Annotated in this window: 15 protein-coding genes; 8 read left to right on the top strand and 7 right to left on the bottom strand. The window is 64.9% G+C overall.

Translation table 11 applies throughout. The features are described 5' to 3' along the window. The first annotated feature begins 617 nt into the window (after positions 1–617). The 6 genes from PCA20602_RS14505 to PCA20602_RS14480 all read left to right on the top strand — a co-directional run bounded on the left by PCA20602_RS14505 (position 618) and on the right by PCA20602_RS14480 (position 7,222). Entirely contained in the window at positions 618–1,145 is a 528-nt protein-coding gene (locus PCA20602_RS14505; protein ID WP_069341830.1) for a sigma-70 family RNA polymerase sigma factor, read from the top strand. Positions 1,146–1,158: 13 nt separating this feature from the next. After that, complete coding sequence (locus PCA20602_RS14500; protein WP_150721829.1) at positions 1,159–2,187, top strand: FecR domain-containing protein; 1,029 nt, start codon at positions 1,159–1,161, stop codon at positions 2,185–2,187. Between the two features lie 160 nt (positions 2,188–2,347). Then, on the top strand, positions 2,348–4,819 hold the full coding sequence (locus PCA20602_RS14495; RefSeq protein ID WP_150721828.1) for a TonB-dependent receptor: 2,472 nt from the start codon (positions 2,348–2,350) through the stop codon (positions 4,817–4,819). A gap of 134 nt (positions 4,820–4,953) precedes the next feature. Then, positions 4,954–5,280 (top strand): DUF3649 domain-containing protein, encoded by a 327-nt coding sequence (locus tag PCA20602_RS14490; RefSeq protein ID WP_246182173.1) that lies wholly within the window; start codon positions 4,954–4,956, stop codon positions 5,278–5,280. Further along, positions 5,277–6,947, top strand: coding sequence for a PepSY-associated TM helix domain-containing protein (locus PCA20602_RS14485; protein WP_150721827.1), 1,671 nt, complete (start codon positions 5,277–5,279; stop codon positions 6,945–6,947). Before PCA20602_RS14490 ends, PCA20602_RS14485 begins: the two co-directional genes overlap by 4 nt. Then, a complete protein-coding gene (locus tag PCA20602_RS14480) occupies positions 6,944–7,222 on the top strand; it encodes a DUF3325 domain-containing protein (protein ID WP_150721826.1) in 279 nt (92 codons plus the stop codon). Before PCA20602_RS14485 ends, PCA20602_RS14480 begins: the two co-directional genes overlap by 4 nt. A 16-nt stretch (positions 7,223–7,238) precedes the next feature. Here the strand turns inward: PCA20602_RS14480 and ribA are convergent, their stop codons facing one another. Both ribA and PCA20602_RS14470 read right to left on the bottom strand, forming a co-directional pair. Beyond that, complete coding sequence (ribA, locus tag PCA20602_RS14475; RefSeq protein WP_150721825.1) at positions 7,239–7,898, bottom strand: GTP cyclohydrolase II; 660 nt, start codon at positions 7,896–7,898, stop codon at positions 7,239–7,241. A gap of 192 nt (positions 7,899–8,090) precedes the next feature. After that, positions 8,091–10,256, bottom strand: coding sequence for a TonB-dependent siderophore receptor (locus PCA20602_RS14470; protein WP_246182164.1), 2,166 nt, complete (start codon positions 10,254–10,256; stop codon positions 8,091–8,093). Between the two features lie 330 nt (positions 10,257–10,586). Here PCA20602_RS14470 and PCA20602_RS14465 point away from each other — a divergent pair, with 330 nt between their 5' ends. After that, on the top strand, positions 10,587–11,372 hold the full coding sequence (locus tag PCA20602_RS14465) for an AraC family transcriptional regulator (RefSeq protein ID WP_150721824.1): 786 nt from the start codon (positions 10,587–10,589) through the stop codon (positions 11,370–11,372). A gap of 6 nt (positions 11,373–11,378) precedes the next feature. On the opposite strand, the gene PCA20602_RS14460 is transcribed toward PCA20602_RS14465, so the two are convergent. The 5 genes from PCA20602_RS14460 to PCA20602_RS14440 are packed head-to-tail and all read right to left on the bottom strand — an operon-like array spanning position 11,379 to position 19,072. Next, complete coding sequence (locus PCA20602_RS14460) at positions 11,379–12,161, bottom strand: ATP-binding cassette domain-containing protein (protein ID WP_217432432.1); 783 nt, start codon at positions 12,159–12,161, stop codon at positions 11,379–11,381. Next, positions 12,154–13,812, bottom strand: coding sequence for a cyclic peptide export ABC transporter (locus PCA20602_RS14455; RefSeq protein WP_150721822.1), 1,659 nt, complete (start codon positions 13,810–13,812; stop codon positions 12,154–12,156). Before PCA20602_RS14455 ends, PCA20602_RS14460 begins: the two co-directional genes overlap by 8 nt. Before the next feature lie 45 nt (positions 13,813–13,857). Beyond that, positions 13,858–15,942 (bottom strand): Fe(3+)-hydroxamate ABC transporter permease FhuB, encoded by a 2,085-nt coding sequence (fhuB, locus tag PCA20602_RS14450; RefSeq protein ID WP_150721821.1) that lies wholly within the window; start codon positions 15,940–15,942, stop codon positions 13,858–13,860. Then, positions 15,939–16,898, bottom strand: a complete 960-nt coding sequence (locus PCA20602_RS14445) for an ABC transporter substrate-binding protein (protein ID WP_174981140.1) — start codon at positions 16,896–16,898, stop codon at positions 15,939–15,941. Before PCA20602_RS14445 ends, fhuB begins: the two co-directional genes overlap by 4 nt. Next, positions 16,898–19,072, bottom strand: a complete 2,175-nt coding sequence (locus PCA20602_RS14440) for a TonB-dependent siderophore receptor (RefSeq protein WP_246182163.1) — start codon at positions 19,070–19,072, stop codon at positions 16,898–16,900. The genes PCA20602_RS14445 and PCA20602_RS14440 overlap by 1 nt, the downstream gene beginning before the upstream one ends. Before the next feature lie 275 nt (positions 19,073–19,347). On the opposite strand from PCA20602_RS14440, the gene PCA20602_RS14435 reads away from it, so the two are divergent. Continuing rightward, positions 19,348–20,139, top strand: a complete 792-nt coding sequence (locus PCA20602_RS14435) for an AraC family transcriptional regulator (RefSeq protein ID WP_069341840.1) — start codon at positions 19,348–19,350, stop codon at positions 20,137–20,139. Positions 20,140–20,164 lie beyond the last annotated feature (25 nt).

Below are 20,164 nucleotides of genomic sequence, written 5' to 3'. Positions count from 1 at the left end.
ACGCGGCATGGACGGCCGGCGCGTGAAGCCGCATCGTCATGACGCGCAAACGCCAAAGCGCAGACGCAAGACGACGACACCCATCACGGGCACGACAGTGGAAACTTTTGCGGGAATTGCGCCGAAGCGCCCTGGGCGGGCACGCTCGGAAAGAGCGTTCGGTTGGCGCGAGACACCGCATCCTGCTTGAGGACGCGGCACAGGGAGAGCTGTGGATCCTCAGGCAATCAATCGATCAAAGATCGAGGACTACTGGCATCGGAATTCACGGACTAACCCCTTAAATTGAAGACAGGGCGGATGGTAACTGAGGCTAATTTGGAGCGTCAAGCAATAAATGCTGCATCGCAAACATCTTCGGAATTTGCCTGAAAACAACACCCTCTCCGGTCGCACATGCCCGTGCGGCGGCCCTGAGCGACATCTGCCCCAATTCGGCACACCTACCCTTTTCCCATCGGCAAAGCACTTGCGATTGACAGGGACATTTCCCATGAGTTATCAATAATGATTATCATTAACAAATTACTGCGAGTTGTCTCACCTGCTGCATGACCGTTAGCCAGTGTTCGCGCTGGTCCTCAGTGTCGTGAGTGGACCGAGCATCAGGCTGGATCATGCAAACCCCGGGCACCCTCCCCTCCACCGTCGAACTGCTGTATTGCCATCACCACTCCTGGTTGAAGGGCTGGTTGCATCGACGTCTGGGCAGTGCCGAGCAGGCAGCCGACATCGCGCACGACACGTTCGTGCGATTGCTCGGCAGCGAGCGCGTGCCGTCAACGTTCGACGAGCCGCGCGCCTATCTCACCACGGTCGCGCAAAATCTCGTCTCGAATCACTGGCGTCGCCAGAAACTTGAGCGCGCCTATCTCGAAGCGCTCGCGCAAGTGCCGCGCGATGTCGAATGGTCGCCCGAGACGCGCGCCATGATGCTCGAAACCCTGCTGGAACTGGACCGTTTGCTCGATGGCCTGCCGACCATCGTGCGGCAGGCATTTCTGTATTCGCAGCTCGACGGTCAGACGCACGCGCAAATCGCACAGACGCTCGGCATTTCGGTGCCGACGGTCAAACGTTATCTCGCCAAGGCATTGCAGCGCTGTTACTTCGCCGACTTGTCCGACCTGCCGTTCGTCGGCTGACGAGGAGCACACCATGCCTGCCGTTCGTTCAAGCTGGTACGACGCCACCGCCGATGCCGCGCATGTGCCGGCGGAAGTGGCCGAGCGCGCCGTCGAATGGCTCATCGAGCTGCAGAGCGACGACGTGTCGCCGCTCACTGTCGCCGCATGGCAGGCGTGGCGCGAGGCGCACCCCGATCATGAACGCGCATGGCAGCGCATCGAGTCCGTCAAAGGCAAGCTCGCCCCGCTCGCCGCGCCCGTCGAAGCCGGGGTCGCGCAGGCCGCATTGGCGCCGCCCGCGTCGAAGCAGCGCCGCCGCGCGGTGAAGTCACTGGTCGTCTTGCTGTTCGCGGGTAGCGGAACATGGGGAACGTGGGGCGTCTTGCATTCGTCGCCCTGGCAGCGCTGGTCCGCCGACGTGCACACCGCCGTGGGCGAGCGTCGCACGCTGAGACTCGACGACGGCACGCAACTCGTGCTCAACACCGACACCGCCGTCGACATCGTCTATCGGGACAACGAACGCCGCGTCAGGTTGATCGCCGGGGAAGTGCTCATCACGACAGCCCCGGACACGCATGCGCCCGCGCGCGCGTTTCTCATCGAGACCGCACAGGGCACCGCGCGCGCCCTCGGCACGCGCTACACCGTGCGCCAGTTCGATGACGGCACGCATGTGAGTGTGTTCAAGGGTGCGGTGGAGATTCGGCCGCGCGACGTACCCGGCAAGTCGCTGATCCTGCCCGCCGGCAAACACGCGAGCTACACGGCCAGCAGCATTTCCGAGGCGAGCGACACACCGACCGACGACGCGACATGGGCCGACGGCTTCATCGTCGCGCGCAGCATGCGGCTCGCGGACTTCGTTGCCGAACTCGCGCGTTACAGCAACGCTTCGCTCACGTGCGACGCCAGCGTCGCCAACCTGCGCGTGTCGGGCACGTTCCCGCTCGACGACGTCGGCAAGGTGCTCGACACCCTCGGCACCACCCTCGCCGTGCGCACCGAAGCGGTCACCCGCTTCTGGGGCGCCCGCGAAATCCGGCTGGTCCCGGCCTAACGCTGATAAGGCCGATAACGCTGCGACCAGATTCCGTCACCTGTAGTCGGACGATTTCAGGCGACTCCGAAATTTTTTTAAAAAAGGTGATCCGTTTCTGTTTTTCGCGGGTCATGGAGGACGAGCACCACCGCTCTTCTTCCACACGAAAGGTCAGATCATGGGTCACGTCCGCGGGCTGCAACAACGCCTCAGCCAACCACTTCGGGTACCGCGCCGCACGCGGCTGGCCTGCGCATTGGGCCGCATCGCCCTGGGCGCAGCGGTTGCCGCCCCGGCCGGTGCAGGCCTCATCGCCCTCGGCGCGCCGCTCGCCGCTCACGCGCAGAACGCCACCGTGCAGGGTGCGCGAGCGTTCGACGTTCCCGCAGGCTCGCTCGAAGACGCTCTGAGCCGTTTCGGCCGCGACGCCGGCATCATGCTGTCGTTCAAGCCCGAAGTCGCGGCGGGACGTCACAGCAACGGCCTAAAAGGCACGTATACGCCGCGTAACGGGCTCGAAGCGCTCGTGGCAGGCACCGGGGTCGAAGTCGTCCCCCAATCGAATGGCAGCTTTCTCATTCAGCCCGCAGCGGGTCTGAACGCGACGGACTCCGCCGTCACCCTGCCGACGACACATGTCACCGCCACCTACGACAACGGCCTGCAACCGGCCTATGCCGGCGGTCAGATCGCACGCGGCGGCAGCCTCGGCATGCTCGGTTCGGCCGACGCCATGGATGTGCCATTCAGCACGATGAACTACACCGAGCAGATGGTGCGCGACCAGCAGGCGCGCACGCTGGCGGACGTCGTCATCAACGAATCTTCGGTCCGCATGCTGACATCCAGCGGCGGCTTCGGCGAAGACTTCCAGATTCGCGGCTACACCGTCTCGAGCAGCGACGTCGGCCTCAACGGCCTGTATGGCATGGTCTCCGCCAGCCGGGTGCCGGCCGCCATCGTGGAGCGCGTGGAAGTCCTCAAGGGACCGGGCACGCTGATGAACGGCGTAGGCCCGAGCGGCAGCATCGGCGGCGCCATCAATGTCGTGACCAAGCGCGCGACGAGCGAGCCGATCACGCGACTGACGACGACCTTCCAGAGCAAATCGCAGCTCGGCGTCGAAGCCGATGTGGGACGCCGATTCGGTGAAAACCAGGAATGGGGGGTGCGTCTGAACGGCGTGTTCCGCGACGGCAACACCACGATGGACAACGGCAAGCAGAACATCGGCTTCGGCTCCGTCGGCCTCGACTACACCACGCAACGCCTGCGCTGGACGCTCGACGCTTACACGCAACACGAAGGCGACGACAACTTCCGCCCGCAGATCGGCTTCCAGTCGTCGGTGAAGAAGATTCCGGACGCACCGTCCGCCTATCGCAACTTCTACCCCGGCACCGAGCTGCATCTGCACGACTCGGCCGTCACCACGCGTCTCGAATACGACGTGCTGAACAACGTCACCGTCTGGGGCGCGGTCGGCTATCACTACGCGAGCGCCTATCAGACGTTCCCGAGCGGCCCGGCCGACGCGCTCGGCAACTTCACGGCGACGAATTCCTACTACGACTCGTACACGCGCTCGCGCACGGCAGACGTCGGCGCACGTGCCACGTTCAAGACGTTCGACATCGGTCACACGCTGACGGTGCAGGCTTCGCGTCTGGAGCAGGATGCGGGTAACGCGTACTCGCCGGGCACCACGTCGGTGGTCTCGAACATATACAACCCCGTGCCGCTGCCGGCGGTGAACGTGCCGCGTGCGGACGCGAAGAAGGCATCGGAGTCGACGCTGACGAGCATTGCCGTGACGGACACGCTCTCGTTGCTGAACGACCGTGTGCTGCTCACCGGTGGCCTGCGCCACCAGCGTGTTGCGCTCGACAATTTCAGCACCGCCACCGGCGCGCTGACGTCGAGCTACGACCAGAGCGCCATCTCACCGCTCGCGGGTATCGTCGTCAAGCCGTTGCAGAACATCTCGGTCTACGCGAACTTCACCTCGGGTCTGTCGCGCGGCGGCATTGCACCGGCCACGGCGCGCAACGCCGGGCAAGTGTTCCCCCCGTACAAGTCCAAGCAGTACGAAGCCGGCGTGAAGGCCGACTGGGGGCCGGTGACGACGGTGGTGTCGGTCTTCCAGGTGCAGCGTCCGAACGCGATCACCGATCCGGCCACCAACGTCTACAGCTTCGACGGCGAGCAACGCAACCGCGGGCTTGAGTTGTCGGCGTATGGCGAAGTCGTGAAGGGTCTGCGTCTGATGGCCAGCGCCACGTTCTACGACGCGAAACTCACCAAGACGGCCGGTGGCGTGAACGACGGCAACGATGCCAACGGCGTGCCCAAGCGCGCGTTCAACTTCGGTGTCGACTGGGATACGCCGTGGGTGCAGGGACTCTCGCTCAACGGTCGCATCATCAACACGTCGCGCATGTACTTCAACGCGGCCAACACCCTCGAAATACCGGCCTGGACCCGCTACGACATCGGCGCGCGCTATCGCACCCGCATCGCAGGCAAGTCGGTCGTGTTCCGCGCCAACATCGAGAACCTGTTCAATTCGAACTACTGGCTCATGAGCGGCACCTACGCCACCGTGGCCGCGCCGCGCACGTTCCTGCTGTCGGCGCAGATCGACTTCTGAGGTCAGCCGACATGTCATCGATCCACCGCCGCAGCATTCGTCATCTCAAGAGGTAACTGACTCGCATCATGGCTCAGGTTCGTCGTACCCCCACGGGGACTGCCCGCACTTTGGACACGCCCGATATGCCCGATATGCCCGATATGCCCGATATGCCCGCCAAGCGGCAAAAGCTCGTCGGACTCGTCGCGCTCGTCTCTCGCATCGTGGCGGCCATCGGTGGCGGCTACGCCGTCGCGGCGCTCGCGAGCGTGGCGGTGCTCGCCCTGCCGATGAACAAGGTGCAGGCGGTCATCACCGGCGAGCTGGCGAGTTTCGCCATCTATGCCGGAGCGGTCGTGTGGGTGTTCGCGGTGCGCAGCGCGTGGCATGCCTGGGTCGGCTTGCTGATCGTTGCCGCACCGCTCGCGCTCGCCGCCTGGGCGGTCTCATCGGGCGTGATGACGGGAGGTGCGGCATGACACCTAAGCCAGCGAACGACGTAAGAACACCGAAGTCGCAAGGTCGTGGCATCCGTCAGACGATGTCCGACCTGCACACCTGGGCGGGACTGCTCGTGGGCTGGCTGCTGTACGCCATGTTCCTCACCGGCACCGTCAGCTACTTCAAGGACGAAATCTCGCAGTGGATGCGCCCCGAAGTGCCGCATCGGCAGACGCTGCCCGACCCGGCCATCGTCGCGCAGGAGGTGGCGAACCGGTTGACGACGCTTGCCGCCGGTAGCCCGCAGTGGAGCATCTACCTGCCGACCGAGCGCAATCCGGTCGCCGGTGTGTTCTGGCGCAATGCCCCCGCGCCCAATGGGAGCGCCAGCGCACCGCGTCGCACATTCGAAGAGGCGACGTTCGATCCCACGACGGGCGAGACGCTAAAAGCCCGCGAGACGCTGGGCGGCGATTTCTTCTACCGCTTCCATTTCCAGTTCCACCCGTTGCCGGTCCTGTGGGGACGCTGGCTGGCGGGCTTCTGTGCGATGTTCATGCTCGTGGCGATCGTCAGCGGCGTGATCACGCACAAGAAAATCTTCATCGACTTCTTCACCTTCCGATGGGGCAAGGGGCAACGCTCATGGCTCGACGCGCACAACGCGCTGTCCGTCTTCGGCCTGCCCTTCCATCTGATGATCACGTACACCGGTCTCGTCACGCTCATGGCGATGTATATGCCGTGGGGCGCACAGACGGCCATCAAGACACCGGCCGAGCGCAGCCAGTTGAACGCGCAGTTGAGCGCGTTTCCGCCGCCGGGCAAGGCCACCGGCGAGAAGATGCCGCTCGCGTCCATCGAAGCGATGGTGCGTGAGGCGCAGGCCCGCTGGGGCGCACGCGACGTCGGACGCGTCACCGTCACCAACGCCGGCGACGCCAACGCGCGCGTGGCCGTCACACGCGGCGAATCCACACGTGTCTCGATGAGTCCGCAATATCTGCTGTTCGAGGGCACGACCGGCAGACTCATCGACGTTCATGACAACGTGGGTGCCGCCGCCGAAACGCGGGGCGTGATGTACGCGCTGCACCTCGGACGGTTCAGCGATCTGCATCTGCGCTGGCTGTACTTCCTCGTCAGTCTTGGCGGCACCGCGATGGTCGGCACCGGGCTCGTGATGTGGACCGTGAAACGTCGCGGCAAGCTGCCCGACACGGCGCGCCCGCATTTCGGCTTCCCTGTGGTCGAGCGGCTGAACATCGCGGCCATTGCCGGCCTCTCCATCGCCATGACCGCGTTCCTGTGGAGCAATCGGCTGATTCCGGCCGATGCACTGAAGCGCAGCGCCGCCGAAGTCGACGCATTCTACTGGGTGTGGGCGGCTACGCTGCTCTATGCTCTCGTCAGGCCTGCGAAGCGCGCGTGGATCGAACTGCTCTGGGCCGGTGCTGCCATGCTCGCGCTGCTGCCGATCGTCAATGCCGTGACGACGTCGCGCGGCTTCTGGCGCAGCGTGACGACCGGCGACTGGGTCTACGCGGGGGTCGATGCCATGCTGTGGGCGTTCGCCGCCCTGCACGGGTGGCTCGCCGTACGTACCGCCCGGCACAAGCCGAAGACGAAACCAGCCAGGCGTGCGGACGTCGCCAAGGCTACGCCGCCGGCAATCAACGCGCCGTTGAGCGAGGATCGCGCATGATGCACGTCGTCACTTTCTTCATTTGTCTCGTGGGCTTCGCCGCGCTGGCGATGGCGACCGAGCGTCAGCAGGCAACGTTCTTCGGAGGTGTTTCGGTGGCGCGCACGCGCGCAAGTCGTGGGCTCGGATGGACGGCACTGATCGTCGCGCTGGCGGCAACGGTCGTGCATCAGGGATGGGGATTGGGGCTGGTGAACTATAGCGGCCAGACCAGCATGGCCGCCGGTCTGGTGTATCTCACGCTCATCATGGCCGAGCGCCGCCGCTCACGCTAGCGGCCGCAGGCCACGCTCATTCGTTCTCTTCGAAGTAGTGTCCGAACTTGACCTGCTTGGTCCGGATGTAGCGCTCGTTCTCTTCACGCATCGGGATGTCGAGCGCCACGCGCTCGCTCACTGGAATACCGTGCTTGATGAGCGTATCGAACTTCTTCGGATTGTTGCTCATGAGGCGCACCGAGCCCACGCCGAGAATGCGCAGGATGGCGGCGGCGGAGTCGTATTCGCGGGCGTCGTCGGGCAACCCCAGATCGAGGTTGGCCTCGACCGTATCGCGGCCCTGCTCTTGGAGCAGATACGCCCGGATCTTGTTGCTCAGGCCGATGCCGCGCCCTTCGTGGCCGCGCAGATACAGCATGACGCCGCGACCTTCTTCGGCGATCTTGCGCATGCCCGCATCGAGTTGTTCACCGCAATCGCAGCGGTACGAACCGAATACGTCGCCCGTCAGACACTCCGAATGCAGACGTACCAGCGGCGGCAAGGCGCCCGACGTGTTGTCCGTCACATCGCCCATGACCAGCGCGAGATGCTCGTTGGCGCTGTCTTTGACGCGAAATGCATGGGAAGTGAAGGTGCCGTAACGGGTCGGCAGGGTTGCCGTAGCGACAAGCTCGACGCATTCGCCAGCGTCGCAGTTGGGCGTGGCAGAGGCAGTACCAGGGGACTTCATGTTGACGTTCAAACCGGCTGAAATTGGGAGGTGCGTGCCACCCGGCTAGGGTGACGTGTACTCGGAGTGTACCGCCATTTGCCAATATCAGCCGACAGCCCTACGCAACACACCGTTGCATAGGGCTGTCCAATCGGCTAGCGCTTCACCCGGCCTTGGGTTCCGGGCACGCGATTCGCCGTTCTACAACCCTCAATAGTCCGCGCGCAGCGTGAGCATGATGTTGCGACGCTCACCGTAGATACCGTAGAACGTCGACGGCACGCGGGCATAGTAGTCGCGGTTAAACACGTTGTTCACGTTGAGCTGTGCTTCGAGATGGCGATTCACGCGGTAGGCCAGCATGGCGTCCCACACGGCGTAGCCGCCCTGCGAGAAGCCCGTTGCACGGTAGGTCGAGCTCTGGACGCGTACGCCACCGCCCACCCGCAGGCCGTCGAGCACGCCACCGAACAGGCCGTTCGTGAAGCGATACGTCGTGTACAGCTTGAACAAGTGCTGCGCCTCTTCGCCATCCAGCGCCTGACCGACCTGGGTCGGATCGCTGTTGTAACGCGTATTGAGCAACGTGTACCCGGCGTAGACATTCCAGTTACGCGTGACTTCCCCGGTCACCTCGGCTTCCCAGCCCTGACTTTGCGCCGAGCCCGCTGCGACCGAACCCAGCGGATGGAACGGGTCGGCCACGGCACGGTTCGTGTCCGTCATGCGATAAGCCGCCACCGTGGCGCTCAGGCGACCGTCGAGGAACGTGCCCTTCAGGCCCACCTCATATTGCTGCCCTTCGCGCGGCGGCAACCCCTGACCGTCGAACGTCGTCGCCGTTTGCGGTGCGAAGATCTTCGAGTAGTTGAAGTACGCGTTGATCTGCGGCGTGAGGGCCAGCACCACACCGCCGTACGGAATGAACTTGTTGTTCGCGCGTGCGGTGGTGTTCCACGGGCCTTCGGTCGGGAGCAGATTCTGACTTTGCTGCTGATACCAGGCTTCGCGTCCGCCCAGCACGACGGTGAGCGGGTCGAGCACGCGAACACGCGCCTGTCCGTACACGCCGAACTGCTGCGCTTGCAACTTGTTGCCGGAGTCGAACGGAATGGTCGGCTCCACCGACGGCGGCGAGAAGATGCTGAAGGTGCCGAGGTTTTCGCCACCCGACAGACTGCGCTGCTGCGTCATCTGGTAGTTCATGCCGACCAGCCATTCGTGCTTGCGGCCGAACGCCTGCACCGGACCGGACAAATGCGAGTCGATCCCCAGCAGGTTGTTCTCGCCACGTTGCGACTGGCCGAAATAACGGGCTGTGAGCGTCGCAGCGTTGATGCCCGGGCCGAGATAGGCGTACTTGCTGTTCGAGAGCACGTGGCGATAGTTGATGGTCGTCGTCGAGACGATATCGTTATCGAAACGGTGCTCCAGCTTGCCGTTGACTTCCTGCATCGACGTCCAGGCGTAGTTCCAGTCCGGCGAGAAGTTCGAGTTGTTGGGGGCGTTCAGGAATGTGCGGTTCGTCAGCAGCGACTGACCATAGTCGAACGCATGCAACGGGTTGACCTGATACGAGCCGGAGAGCGACAGCAACGTGCGCGGCGTCAGGTCGAATTCGAGCGCGCCATAGGCGAGGAAGTTGCTTTCGTTGGTCCGGGTGACCGACTTGTTGCCGGTATTGCCGGTCAGCACGGCGCGTCCGCGAATGGTGCCCGATTCGTTGAGCGGGCCCGTAACGTCGATCATCTGACGATAATTCGCCCACGAACCGATGGACGTCTCGCTGCGCACGGCGAAGGTGTCTCCCGGGCGCTTGCGCACCAGATTGACCGTGCCGCCCGGTTCACCCGTGCCGTCGAGCAACCCCGCCGGGCCGCGGAAGACTTCCACGCGGTCGTACATCGAGAGATCGAATTGCGGCTGGTACTGGATACCGCTCAGGATCGACACGCCGTCGTATTCGACGCCGACGTTGTAGCCTCGCGAGTTGAAGTAGTAAGTGCCGTCACCGTAGTTGACCGCCGTGATACCGGTGGTGAATTGCAGCGCATCGGCCACCGAGGTCATCGCCTGGTCGTCCATGCGCGCACGCGTGACGACCGACACCGAGTTCGGAATGTCCTTGAGTGCCTGCGGCGTCTTGCCGATGGTCGTGGTCGAGGTGCCGTACGAGCTCGACCCCTCGGTCTGCGCATCGCGTTGCGCGCTGACGTTTGCCGCCGGCAGTGCCGCCGTCGTGCCCGGTGCCGCCGTCGCGGGCGAGGTCGACTGCGCGTGCGCCGCTGCGGCCCCCAACATCAGCATCGCCACGGCGATGGGTGTCCGCGCGAGGCGCAGCGGCGACGGGTGCCCGGTCCTCATGCCGTCAGACATGCGGCCCCGTGCCGCGCGGCGAGGTTGCTGGTTCTGATTCTTTTGCATCGTTGACAACACTTCCCCTGGTTCCTTGTTGCCGGGATCTTCCGGCGATCGTGAATCGGTGCCTTGTTTTGTGTGGTGATTGTGCCTTTAGCGTCTCGGTCCAATTCCCGCTACACTGGCGAAAATATCGCAAATGAGACTCATTACTAAATTTGCGTGAGATTCGGCAAACACATTGATAGATCAGGAGAATATCGGGTTCGGAATAGGCAAGGGCGACAATTAATGTCGATTTTTTGACAAATTTCGTCTGAGTATCGATGCCCGATTACAAACCCCGGCATGAACGATTTTCTGCGCAAGCGATTCCCCAATGCCGTGCGTCCTTTGCCGCGCGATGTCTATTCGCAGATCACGTCGTACCGCCACGGCGAGCGGCTGATCTGGCATCAGCATCGTCACGGTCAACTGGCATTTGCGGTGCGCGGCGTCGTGCGCGTGCTGACGTCCACGGCCATCTGGACATTGCCGCCCTCGCGTGCCGTGTGGCTGCCCTCCGATGTCGAACACGAGTTACATGCCGTGGGCGACGCGCAGATCTGCAACGTCTACATGGAACCGCGCATGTTTCCCTGGGATTGGGTGCGGCCAACGGTGATTCTCGTCACCCCGCTGATCCGCGAGCTGGCGGTCACCGTCGGCCGTGACGGCGACAGCTATGGCCCGACGAGCCGCGCCGCACTCTCGGTGCCACCGCTACTGGGTGTGCTGCGCGACGCCACCGCCCTGCCCGAGCGCGGCGTGCCGGTCCCGCGCGACACACGGTTGCAGGCGATTTGCGAGCATTTGATGAACGACCCCGGCAGCAAACTGACGCTCGACTTCTGGGGCGAACAGTTCGGAGTCAGCGGACGCACGCTTGCGCGTCACTTCCAGAGGGACACCGGCATGACGTTCGTGACATGGCGTCAGCACCTGCGCGTGTCCGAAGCGATCTCGACACTGGCGCTCGGCTCGTCGGTAGCGGCGACGGCCGATGCCTTCGGTTATGCGAGTCCGAGCGCCTTCATCGCGATGTTCAAACAGGTCACGGGCCGCACCCCGCAACGCTACCTCGCCGACGCCTGAGCCCGCTCAGCGCGCGTAGCTCACCGGCATGCCGCCGTCGGGGTTGGGCAGCACCCCCATCGGCACGCCATAGATGGTTTGCAGCGTGTCAGGCGACATCAGTTCGGCGGGGGTGCCCCGGGCGATCGGCCTGCCTTGCTTGAGCGCGAGCAGCGTGTCGCAAAAACGCGCCGCCATGTTCACGTCGTGCAACACGATCACCACGCCCAGCCCGTGCGTGTCGGCCAGTTCGCGCACGAGCTTGAGCACGTCCAGTTGATGGGCGACGTCCAGCGCCGACGTCGGCTCGTCGAGCAACAGACACTGCGCCTGCTGTGCGACAAGCATCGCCAGCCACACGCGCTGACGCTCGCCGCCCGAGAGCGATTCCACCAGACGATCCGCAAAGCCCAGCACGTCCGTTTGCGCCATCGCCTGTTGCACGGCCTCGTGATCGTGCACATCGAAGCGCCCGAGCGCGCCGTGCCATGGATAACGCCCCAGCGCGACAAGCTCGGACACCGTCATTCCCGCTGCCGCCGGCGGTTGTTGCGGCAGATACGCCACGCGACGCGCAAATTCGCGCGCGCCCCACGACGCCAGGGCGCGTCCTTCGAACTGGAGGCTGCCGCTGACCGGCGAGAGCTGGCGCGCGAGCAACTTGATCAGACTCGACTTGCCCGAGCCGTTGTGGCCGATCAGCCCATGCACCTGCCCGCCCGCGAGTTCGAGGGTGAGGGGCGCGAGGAGCGTGCGGCCTTCCACGGCGAAGGAAACGTCTTGCAGCGCGAACATCGGAGTATCAGTCATGGGCTTTCGGTGAAGCAGGTTCGTGGTGCGCCCCGGCATCGGTCTGCGGCGCGCGCAGTTGGCCGTAGTCGAGGCGAATCAGACGATCCGCCAGATCGAAATAGCGGTCGTCGTGCGTAATCACCAGCACGCTCTTGCCGCGCGCCTTGAGCGCGGGGAGCATCTGGCGGTAGAAAACATCCTTGAAAAGCGGGTCCTGATCCGCCGCCCATTCGTCGAAGACGTAGAACGGCCGGTCTTCCAGATACGCCACGAGCAACGCGAGACGCTTGCGCTGCCCTTGCGACAGATCGAGCGTCGAGAAGCGGCCGTCTTCGATCGTGACCTTGTGATCGAGCTGCAACGACGTCAGGAGCGCCTTCGCCTGCGCATCAAGTCCATCGGACGGCAAGCCGAGCAGATGTTCGAACAGGAAGAAGTCGCTGAACACCACTGAGAACAACTGACGATAGTGGTCGCGCTCGGCATCGCCCACGGGCACACCGTCAAGCAGAATCCTGCCGTGCTCCGGCACATAGAGGCCGACGATGAGCTTGGCGAGCGTGGTCTTGCCGCTGCCGTTGCCGCCGACCAGATAGACGAGTTCGCCCGGGCGGAACGTCAGACCGATCGGGCCCAGCGTGAAGTTCTCGTTCTCCTGTTCGCGGAAGTAGCTGTGCGTCACCCCTTCGAGCGTGATGTCGTGGAACACCGGCACTTCCGTTCTGGCGGGCGCCGGCAGCAACTCGCGCGGCAGTTCCTTCTCGACCTGCGCGATGCGCTCCAGCGCCACGCGTGCACTCCCGAGCGAGGGCATCGCCGAGAGCACCCCCTCGATCGGCATGATCATGTACAGGAACACCAGCGCATAGCCCGACACGACCTGCGGCGGCAGATCGACATGACGCAGCACCACGAACAGCGTGAGCCCGATGAACGCGAAGAGAATGAAGCTGCCCCAGCTTGCCGCCGCCGCATACAGCACATAGCCTCGTGTGCGTTGCACGCGCACCGCTTCGACGTTGCTCGCGAGGCGATCTTCGATGAACGCGTCGCGTCGCGCACGATGCAGCTTGAGTTCCTTCGCGCCGTCGAACAACGCCCGGAAATCCTTCACCAGCGCTTCCTCGCGCTTGCGCGAGCTGCGCAGATGCAGGAGCGCACGCTGATTCGCGAAACGAAACCCGGCCGCGCCGATGAAGATCGTCACGACCGCGAACAACAGAATCTGCCACGACAGATAGCCGAGATAGATCAGGCAGCCCGCGATCACCGCGCCCTGCATGGCGAGCACCGGCAGATTCACGAACAGCACCACGATGGTGTCGAGATCCTGCGTGAGTACCGCGATGGCACGGGCGATGCCGTGCCGCTCCAGACTCGCGTACGGCGCCGCGCCGATGCGACGCACGACCTGCATGCGCAGCGTCGCTTTGGCCCGCTGACCGAGCGACATGAACAGCGTTTGCGACAGCGCACGCGTGACGAGCACCAGCACACCGAGGCCGAGAAACTGCATGCCGAGCACGCCGAGATGCTCGCGCGGTGCACCGAGCGCCCGGTTGATGAGCGCGACGAGACCGGCATTGCCGAAACCGCTGATGAGACTACCGGCGAGCGCGATTGCCAAAGGCCATCGCGACGCACGCACCAGTTGCCAGAACAAGGACATAGGAGGCAAACCTCTCTTATATTTTGTGGGGATATTGGGGGGACATCAGGCCACTTGACGACGCAAGTGCCACAGCAGATACGGTGCCGCGATCAGCATGGCGAGCACGCCCGCCGGCAACTGTTGCGGGAACAGCAGGTTACGGCCGAGCCAGTCGGCGGCAATCATCAGCAGCGCGCCGGACACGCTCGCCGCCACGGCCTGCGGGCGTCCCTTGCCGAATCCGGCCATGCGGGCGAGGTGCGGCGCGAGCAGACCAACGAACGACAACGGGCCGACGACGAGCGTAGCCACGGCGCTCAGCGTCGCGGCGAGACACCAGAGCCACAGGCGCGCGCGCTTCACGTTCACGCCGACGGCCGTGGCTGTCGCATCGCCCATCGGCAGCAGATCGAGCCAGCGCGACGCGAGACACGTCAGCAGCAGCCCCGCGAGCGCCGCCGCGACCGTGACCATCGCAATGCCGGGGCCGACGATGTACGTCAGCCCGAGCATCAGCGAGCGCAGCAGGAAGGCATTGGCCGTACCGCTCGCACTCGCAATCGCCACGAGCGACTGCGCCATGCCGGAGATGGCCACACCGGCGAGCAGCATACGTGTGGGTGAGAAGCCTCCCTTGCGCGAGAGCGTCAGCATCACGGCGAGACTGATCGCCGCCCCCGCGAAGGCCGCCAGGAACAGAACGGAAGCGCCCGCCCCCACCACGACGAACGTCACGATCAGCACGCCGAGCATCGCCCCGCCGCTCACGCCGAGCAGTTCGGGACTCGCCATCGGGTTGCCGCTGATCCGTTGCAGCAACGTGCCCGAGAGCGCCAGCGCGACACCTGCCGCGGCCGACGCCAGCATGCGCGGCATGCGCCACGGCGACATCGCCGTCCAGACATCGCCGCTCGCCCATCCCCAACCATCGAAGGTACGGCCGAGATGCTGCGTCGCCCACACGATCACCACGCCGAGCGCCAGCGTCACCGCCAGCCAGCGCAGCGGGTGACGCACACGCGCAGGCGGCGCGGCATCGGCCGTCGCCACTTCGCCGGCGCGCGTGCGACGCAGCAGCCATAGCAGCAGCGGACCGCCGAAGAGCGCGGCGGCAGCCCCTGTCGGCAGCGATGCGCCGTCGAACAGCGGCAGCCACTGTACGATCTGATCCGTCAGCATCAGCATGAGGGCGCCGATGGCCGGCGCCCAGACCAGTTGATCTCGCAGACGTCGCGCGCCCGCCAGCCGGACCAGTTGCGGCCCGGCCAGTCCGACGAAACCGATGATGCCGACCGTGCCGATGATGCAGGCGCAGAGCGCAACCGCGACCACGAGGCCCGCGGTGCGAATCCACGCGACGCGCGCACCGAGTTGCGTGATGCTGCGGTCGTCCAGCGTGAACAGGGTCAGCGGTCTGAGCAGCAGCGCCGCCGCGACGACCGCCACGAGCACGCGCGGCAGCAGCCAGCCGACGTCGTGCCAGCCGTTCTGCACGAGCGAGCCGGCCCCCCATGCAAACACGCCGACGAGCGCACGCTCGTGGGTCATCGACACCATGATCGACAGGCCGCTGCAATACAGGTTGACGATCATGCCCGCGAGGATCACCGGCACGGGCGCGAAGCGGCTGCGCCACGTCAATGCCATCACGATAGCTATGGCGGCCGCCGACCCTGCCATGGCGACGCCGGACTTCCACGCCAGCGCGACCGGCGGCAGCCAGATCGTCGCGGCCGAGAGAGCGAGCGATGCGCCGGAAGCCACGCCCAGCGTCAACGACTCGGCCAACGGGTTGCGCAGCACCTGCTGGAACATCACGCCGGCGAGCGAGAGCCCGGCACCGGCCAGCAACGACATGGCCAGACGCGGCAGCCAGGCGTAATTCACGAGCAGCCCCGACATCGCGGCAGGCGACGTCGGCGCGTAGGCGCCCTGCACCGGATGCACGATCGCGTGCCACACCGCCGCGACGAACGCCCCGCTGTCGACACCCGCCGGGCGCAGCGCCAGTAGCGTCGCGACAGCAAGGGCCACCGCAGGCAGGCCGACAATAAGCGCCAGACGCCACAGATGACGCACGTCGACGGGTGCCGACGCGCCGCGCGGCGCGCCACTCGTCACGGGGGAAAACGGATTGCCTGTGCTCATACCGCTGCCCCCGTCAGTGCGACGCTCAACGCGTCGGCCAGCTTCACGGCCGTGGGGGTGCCGCCCGTGGGCAGCATCATCGGCAGTTGTCCGACGCGCGCACCGCGCACGAAGGGCAGCGCCTGCCACAGCGGACTCTGGCCCAGCATGCCGAGCAAACCGGGACGCGCCCCGATGAGCATCGCGCTCGCCGCCGTATCGACACCGAGCTGCGTGTAATCGATCTGTGCCATGCCCTCCGTATCGCTCGGGCGTCGCCAGGCATTCGTGAGGCCGACGGCAGCGAGCGTCCCGCCGAATACGCTCTCGCGGCCGAAGACGTTCGTCAGACGCGTGTCGATGGGACTCATCAGATAGATCGGACGTTGCGTGGCGCCATGCTGCGCCAGCCGGTCTCGCACGGCGCCAAGGCGCGCATCCGTCTGCGCGAGCAGCCGCGCGGTCTCGGCAGGACGCCCGAGGGCGTCCCCCAACGCGTGCGCCCGTCGCTGCGCGAGACGGTATCCGTCTTCATGCGGATGCGCAGGCGGCGCGACGAATAGCGGCGCGATGCGCGACAGCGAATCGGCCAGCGAGGCATGCGCGGGCGTGATGACGATCAGATCGGGGCGCAACGACTGCACGACCTCGAAATTGGGCTGGAACAGCAGCCCCACGTCGACCACGGAATCCGGCATCTCAGGCGTGCCCGAAAGCAGCCGGTACCAGAACGGACGCGCGACGCCCACCGGGACCACGCCCAGCGCGAGCACCTGCGCAGCGAGTCCCCAGTCGAGCACGACGACACGCGGCGTGCGGCCCGAAGCCGCCGCCTCACCCGATACGCCGCCAGATAAGGCGCCAGATAAGCCGCCAGAAGCGGCAAAAGCACGCGAAGCGTGCAGGAACGGTGCCACCGCACCAACGCCAAACGCCGCCAGAAGGCGGCGCCGGACGGCAAACGATTTTCGTTGCATCACCATTGATATCGGGCTGTCCCCAGAACGGTTCGTGTTGCGCCGTAGTAGCAGAGGAACGAGTTCGTGCAATACGAGAGGTATTCGCGATTGAACAGGTTACTGACGTTGATGCCGAACCGCCATTGCTGCCAGTCGTAATGCACGGCGGCATCGACCAGCGTCCGGCTCGGCACTTCGAACGTATTGGCGGCGTCTCCCGCCGACGAACTCATGTAACGCACCCCGGCACCGAACCCGAGATTGCGCAACACGCCTTCGTGCATCGTGTAGTCGGCCCACAGGGCGAGGTTGTTGCGCGGCGTGATCGGCGGGCGCTTGCCTTGCGCCGTCGTGCTTTGCAGGTTGACCTGATTGACATACGTGTACGACGCGATGACCTTCAGATCGCGGGTGACGTTGGCACGCGCTTCGGCTTCGAAGCCGCGCGAGCGCACTTCACCGGTCTGCGTGGGGAACGTCGGGTGTGCCGGATCGACCACACTCACATTCTCCTGACGAAGATCGAAGGCAGACAGACGCAACGAGGCATCGTATTGCTTCGGCTGATAACGCACGCCGATTTCGTACTGCTTGCCCTGCGTGGGCTGCAACGCCCCGCCGGAGAAGGTCGTGCCGAGCACCGGCGCGAACGACTTCGCGTAGCTCACGTACGGCGCGATGCCATTATCGAACGCGTAGGCCAGCCCGGTGCGCCACGTGAAGGCGTGGTTGTCGGCCGTCAGCGTATTGCCGTTCGTGCTGGAACGGGTCGTCGCCCAGTCCTCACGCATGCCGAGCGTGAGCACCCAGCGGTGGTACCGCAGTTCGTCCTGCGCATACAGACCGGCCTGACTCAGCGAATAGTCCAGCCGCGTGTTCTGGTTCACCCCCGCCAACGCGGCGTAGTCGGGATTGAACAGATCCAGTTGCCCGACGACGGCGCCGCCGTAGTTATCGCCTTCGAGCACGCGGCGATAGTCGAAGCCGAACAGCATCGTGTGCTCGACGGGGCCGGTCGAGAATTTCGCCTGTGCATTCGTATCGATCTGCCACTGGCTGACGTGCTCTTTGTCTGCATTGCCCCACATGTAGACCGAGCGCTGATCCGCGCCGAAGCCGCTTGTAACCGACGTCTGGTAGTAGTTCTGGTCGATATGCAGGTAGCGCGCGTTCTGCGAGACGCGCCACGTGTCGTTCAGTTGCTTCGCGAACTGATAGCCGAACCAGTACTGCGTGCGCTGCATGCCGTCGCGGGTCGGGTCACCGAAGTATTGATCGGCGCCGAGGTGACCGTTCGGGTTCGCGAACAACGTGCCGCTCGCCGGCACCGGGTTGAACAGGCCGCCTTGCGGGTCGCGCTGATAGCCTGCCAGCAGCGTGAGCGACGTGTCGCGGTCCGGCCGGAACGTGATCGACGGGGCGATCGCCAGACGCTCGTCCTTGATCGCGCTCACCTGCGTCCTGGCGTCACGCGCCAGTCCGACCACGCGATAGAGGATCGTGCCGTCCGGGGTGAGCGATCCGCCCAGATCGAAGCCCGCCTGATAGGTGTCGTGATTGCCGATCTGAAGCATGACTTCGCGCACCGGCTGATCCGTGGGCAGCTTGCTGCTGTAGTTCACCAGACCGCCTGGGTTGCCCTGTCCATAGAGCACTGACGACGGGCCGAACATCACGTCGATGCGCTCCAGCAGATACGGGTCCACGCGCGCCGTCGCAAAGCGCGGCGACTGGAAGATGCTCAGACCGTCGAGGTATGCGTCGATATCGAAACCGCGGGCACGCAGCTGGTCGAAGCGCACGTCGGTGCCGTCCTGCGTATTGACGCCGGTGGTGTAGCGCAATGCCTGATCGATGGTGATGGCGCCCTGATCGTCCATTTGCTGACGTGTCACCGTCGAGGTCGCCTGTGGCGTGGTCAGCGTCGCGGCGTCGGTCTTCGTCGCGGTCCTCATGCGCTTGGCCACGTAACCGCGTCCCGGCCCGTTCGGGCTCTCGGTGAGCGACGAGTCGTTCACCTGCGTGGCGGGCAGCGACACCATCGCCCCGCCGGCGGCACCGGCCGCTGTATTGTCACTGCCGGCATCGGCGGCCATCGCCGCCGGCTGCCCAAAGACCGTTCCCGCCACCATGGCCGCGAGCATCGTCAATCGCCGCGCCTGGGTCGGCTTCCCCGTGTGATTTCGTTTCACTTTACGTCCGCTTCCCGCGTCAGTGTCATTCTGTCTGAATGAATTAAAATAAATGAGACGCATTACTATTATCACTTGTATCCGCCACCTGAACCCTGATGGCAGTTGGTAGAATACCGGGGATCGTTTTGCTGTGAATCGCAAAAAATGTTGAGAAACGGACATTTTTTGTCCATTTCTCTATGCTTTGGCGCGCCGCGCGTTGTCCTCACGAGGGGCAATTGAACGCGCGGCCGTCGTCTGACCGTGTCGAGCGGTCCGGTTGGGAAGTCGTCATGAAGGAATTGCTGCTGCGCCGCTACCCGGAAACGCGTCGACATCTGGCGCGCGACGTCACGCTTGTGGGCATGGAGTGCGAGGATGGCGAACGCCAGCCCTGGCACCAGCATCAGCACGGTCACGTGGTGATGGCGCTGCGTGGCGTGGTGCGAGTGCTCACGCCTGCGCACACCTGGACGCTACCGGCGTCGCGTGCACTATGGCTGCCGCCCAACACGCCGCACGAACTGCACGCCGTCGGGCGCATGCACTTCTGCACCATCAGCGTCGAGCCGGGCACCGTGTCGTGGTTGTGGCCGAACGCGCTCGCGCTCACCGTTGGCCCCCTGCTGCGCGAGCTCGCCGTCGACATCCTCCCCGACGGCATCCACTACGCCCCGGACAGCCGCACAGCGCTGTCCGTCCCCCTGCTGCTGCGCCTGTTGCGTGAAGCCGCCGCGCCCGGCGAGCACGGTTTGCCGTTGCCCAGTTCGGCGAAGCTATTGGCAATCTGCGAGCACATGATGATGGAGCCCGCGACCGATTACTCGCTGGAGCGATGGGGTGAAGAACTGGGCGCGAGCGGCAAGACGCTGGCGCGCCGCTTCAAGGACGAGACGGGCATGACGTTCGGACGCTGGTGTCAGCACATGCGCGCGTCGGAGGCGATCACGCGGCTGGCGCTGGGCGCGTCAGTCGGCGATGTCGCGCTCGCGCTCGGCTATCAAAGCCCGAGCGCGTTCATCGTGATGTTCAAGCGATTGTTCGGCCGTGCGCCGCAACAATATCTGGCGGTGGCGGATCGTTGAGGGTGCCCTGCCCGGCCGACCGTTC

Source organism: Pandoraea capi, assembly GCF_902459735.1.
GTDB classification, from domain to species: Bacteria; Pseudomonadota; Gammaproteobacteria; order Burkholderiales; family Burkholderiaceae; genus Pandoraea; species Pandoraea capi.
Note: the sequence above shows the minus strand (reverse complement) of the source record. Positions and strands in the feature narration are given on the sequence as shown.